Here is a 3,101-nt window from a genome sequence, read left to right as displayed (position 1 = left end):
TCGATGTGGAACTCCTCGCACCAGTAAGTGGCGTTGGCGACAAGGAAGTTGCGGACCTCCTTGCGGCCGTAGTCGAACTCCAGGGTGCCCCAGTCGGGGTGTGCCGCCCGGCCCGGATCCTCGTGCTCGTACAGCGTCCGTCCGTCGAACTCCGCGAGCGCCCAGTCGTCGCGCGGGAAGTGCGCGGGCACCCAGTCCATCAGGACGCCGATGCCCGCCCTGTGCAGGGCGTCGACGAGGTACTTGAAGTCGTCGGGCGTGCCGAGGCGAGCCGTGGGTGCGTAGAAGCCGGTGACCTGATAGCCCCAGGAGCCGCCGAAGGGGTGCTCGGCGACGGGCATCAGCTCGACGTGCGTGAAACCCAAGTCGGCGACATACGCGGGGAGTTGTTCGGCAAGTTGACGATAGGTGAGCCCCGGGCGCCAGGACGCCAGATGCACCTCGTACACGGAGAACGGTGCCTGGTGGACGGGCAGCTCCGCTCGGCGCGCGAGCCACGCCTGGTCGTGCCACTCGTGGTGCGACTCGTGCACGACCGAGGAGTTCGCGGGCGGCGTCTCCGTACGGAGCGCCAGCGGGTCGGCGCGCAGCGTCTTGGAGCCGTCGGGCCGGGTGATCTCGTACTTGTAGAGCTCGCCCTCGCCGACCGAGGGCACGAACAGCTCCCAGATGCCGCTGCCGCCGAGCGAGCGCAGCGGGAACCCCGTGCCGTCCCAGAAGTTGAAGTTCCCCACCACCCGCACGCCCAGGGCGTTCGGCGCCCACACCGTGAAGCGCGTGCCGGTCGCCCCCTCGTGCACCATCGGACGCGAGCCGAGTGCGTGCCACAGTTGCTCGTGCCGGCCCTCGCCGATCAGGTGCAGGTCGAACTCGCCGAGCGCGGGCAGGAAGCGGTACGCGTCGTGGATCTCCAGCTCCGCGTCCTCGTACGTGATGTGGAGCCGGTAGTCGTCGGGGATCTCCCGCAGCGCAAGCACCCCGGAGAAGAAACCCTCGCCGTCGTCCTGCAGCTCCGCCCGCAGATCCTTGGCGACGACGGCGACGGAGAGCGCGTACGGCCGCAGCGCGCGGAAAGCGATGCCCTCGCGCACGACGTGGGCGCCGAGCACCGCGTGCGGATCGTGGTGCGTGCCGCCCAGGAGGCGGCCTCGGTCGGCCTGGGGGACGGGTGACGTGGGGCGGCCGCTCTTCTTCTGCCTCTGTCGGGGCGGCCGGGGCGGCTCCGACGTCCTGCTGGGGGGCTCCGGCTTCCGCTTGCCCTTCTTGCTGGCCTCGTCGGACGGTTTGCGCGGCTGCGGGCGGGGGGTCACGGGGGAGCCTCCTCGGCGATGGCGGGTCAGTGGGCTTCGGTGGCGGGGCCGTTCGTGGACAGGCGCTTCACCGCGGCGAGGGGCACGGGGAGCCAGTCGGGGCGGTGGCGGGCCTCGTAGAGGACTTCGTAGACCGCCTTGTCCGTCTCGTAGGCGCGCAGCAGGACCGGGTCCATGCGCGGATCACGGCCGGAGACCTCCGCGTACCCCGCGCAGTACGCCGCCCGGCAGTCGCCCGCCCACTCCGGGGCCCAGGGCTCGTGCGAGCGCGCCGCGTAGTCGAAGGACCGGAGCATGCCCGCCACGTCGCGGACCGGCGGCTGCGGCATCCTGCGCTCGGTCAGCGGGCGGGACGGCTCACCCTCGAAGTCGATGAGCGACCACTCCCCGGCGGGCGAGCGCAGACACTGCCCCAGGTGCAGGTCCCCGTGGATGCGCTGGGCCGTCCAGTGCGCCTCGCCGCGGCCCAGGTCGGCGAGGGCCTCGAAGACCGTCCGCAGGGCGGGCGCGAACGGCAGCAGGGCGGGCACCGCCGAGGCCGCCGCGTCCAGACGGCCCGCCATGCCTTCGGCGATCACCTCCACCTGGGCGTGGCCCAGCGTGACGGTGGGCAGCGCGCGGGCGAGCGCCATGTGCACCTCGGCCGTCGCGCGGCCGAGCGCCCGCGCCTCGCCGCTGAAGTCCCGTCCCGCCGCGAGCTCCCGCAGGGCCAGCTCCCAGCCGTCCACCGTCCCCTTCAAGTAGGGCTGGAGCACGCCGAGTACGTTCACGGAGTCCGCGGAGTCCCCGGCGTCCCCGGAGCCCTCGGCATCCGCGGCGTCGGCCAGGAACCAGGCGGCTGGGGCCGGTACCTGCGCACAGTGCTCACGGGCCAGCATCAGGGGCAGTTCGAGGTCCGGATTGGTGCCGGGCACGATGCGCCGGAACAGCTTCAGGATGAACGTGTCGCCGTACACGAGTGAGGAGTTGGACTGCTCGGCTGCGAGCACGCGCGGCGCGAGATCGTCGCCGATGTCCTTGCGCGGATCCCGTTCGAAGCGGAGCCCCCCGACGCGCGCCTGCATGCGGAGTGCCTCGAGGAGGAAGCGCGCCAGGCGGGAGTCGTGCAGCGCCTCGTAGACCGTGAACCCGGCGAGCGGCCCCCGCGTCACATGGCCGATCAGCGCGGGCGCGAGAGGGGGCGGCAGCTCGCGCCGGATGCCGATGAGGAGTTGGTAGCAGTCGGCGGGCAGCGCTGCCGGACCGCCGACCACCTGCGTTGGAACCTTCGGCTGCCGAACCCGCACGAGCAGATGCAGGAGCCCCAACTCGGAGGTGGGAGGCAGCAGTTCGACCGCCGTGACCAGCGCGAAGCCGGTGATCGGGCGTCCCTTGCCCGCGAACCAGCGCTGCCGTGGCAGCCATGTGCGCAGCAGCGGATCGAGCGAGGCGAGCAGCGCGCTGGTGGTGATGCCCGAGCGGGTGACGGCTTCCGACATGGCGTCGCGTCCTTTCCGCGGTGCGGACAAGGGAGGAGTGCGGGAGTGCCGGTCGTGCGGGAGAGTGCCCAGGGCGGGGCGGTGGAAACACCGTCCCGCACCGGAGTGGCAGGGGTGGAGCCTACGCCGCGTCCCGGCGCAGCCGGAACCAGTAGAAGCCATGTCCGGCCAGAGTCAGCAGGTAGGGCAGCTCGCCGATGGCCGGGAAGCGCACCCCGCCGATCAGCTCCACCGGATGCCGGCCGTTGAAGGCCCGGAGGTCGAGTTCGGTGGGTTGTGCGAACCGCGAGAAGTTGTGCACGCACAGTACGAG

General features: G+C 72.0%; 3 protein-coding genes. All 3 read right to left on the bottom strand.

What is annotated here, in order from left to right; genetic code table 11:
• A partial coding sequence (locus AC5P1C_RS43520; RefSeq protein WP_493871551.1) for a GlgB N-terminal domain-containing protein occupies positions 1-1,310 on the bottom strand: 1,310 nt, incomplete at its 3' end.
• Between the two features lie 26 nt (positions 1,311-1,336).
• Positions 1,337-2,788, bottom strand: coding sequence for a maltokinase N-terminal cap-like domain-containing protein (locus AC5P1C_RS43515; protein ID WP_493871550.1), 1,452 nt, complete (start codon positions 2,786-2,788; stop codon positions 1,337-1,339).
• A 121-nt stretch (positions 2,789-2,909) separates the two neighbouring features.
• Positions 2,910-3,101: alpha-glucosidase C-terminal domain-containing protein (locus AC5P1C_RS43510; protein ID WP_493871549.1), on the bottom strand; the 192-nt coding region annotated here is incomplete at its 5' end.

This window comes from Streptomyces sp. A18, assembly GCF_059026065.1.
The sequence above is the reverse complement of the archived record's forward strand: the minus strand, read 5'-3'. Positions and strand labels throughout refer to the sequence as shown.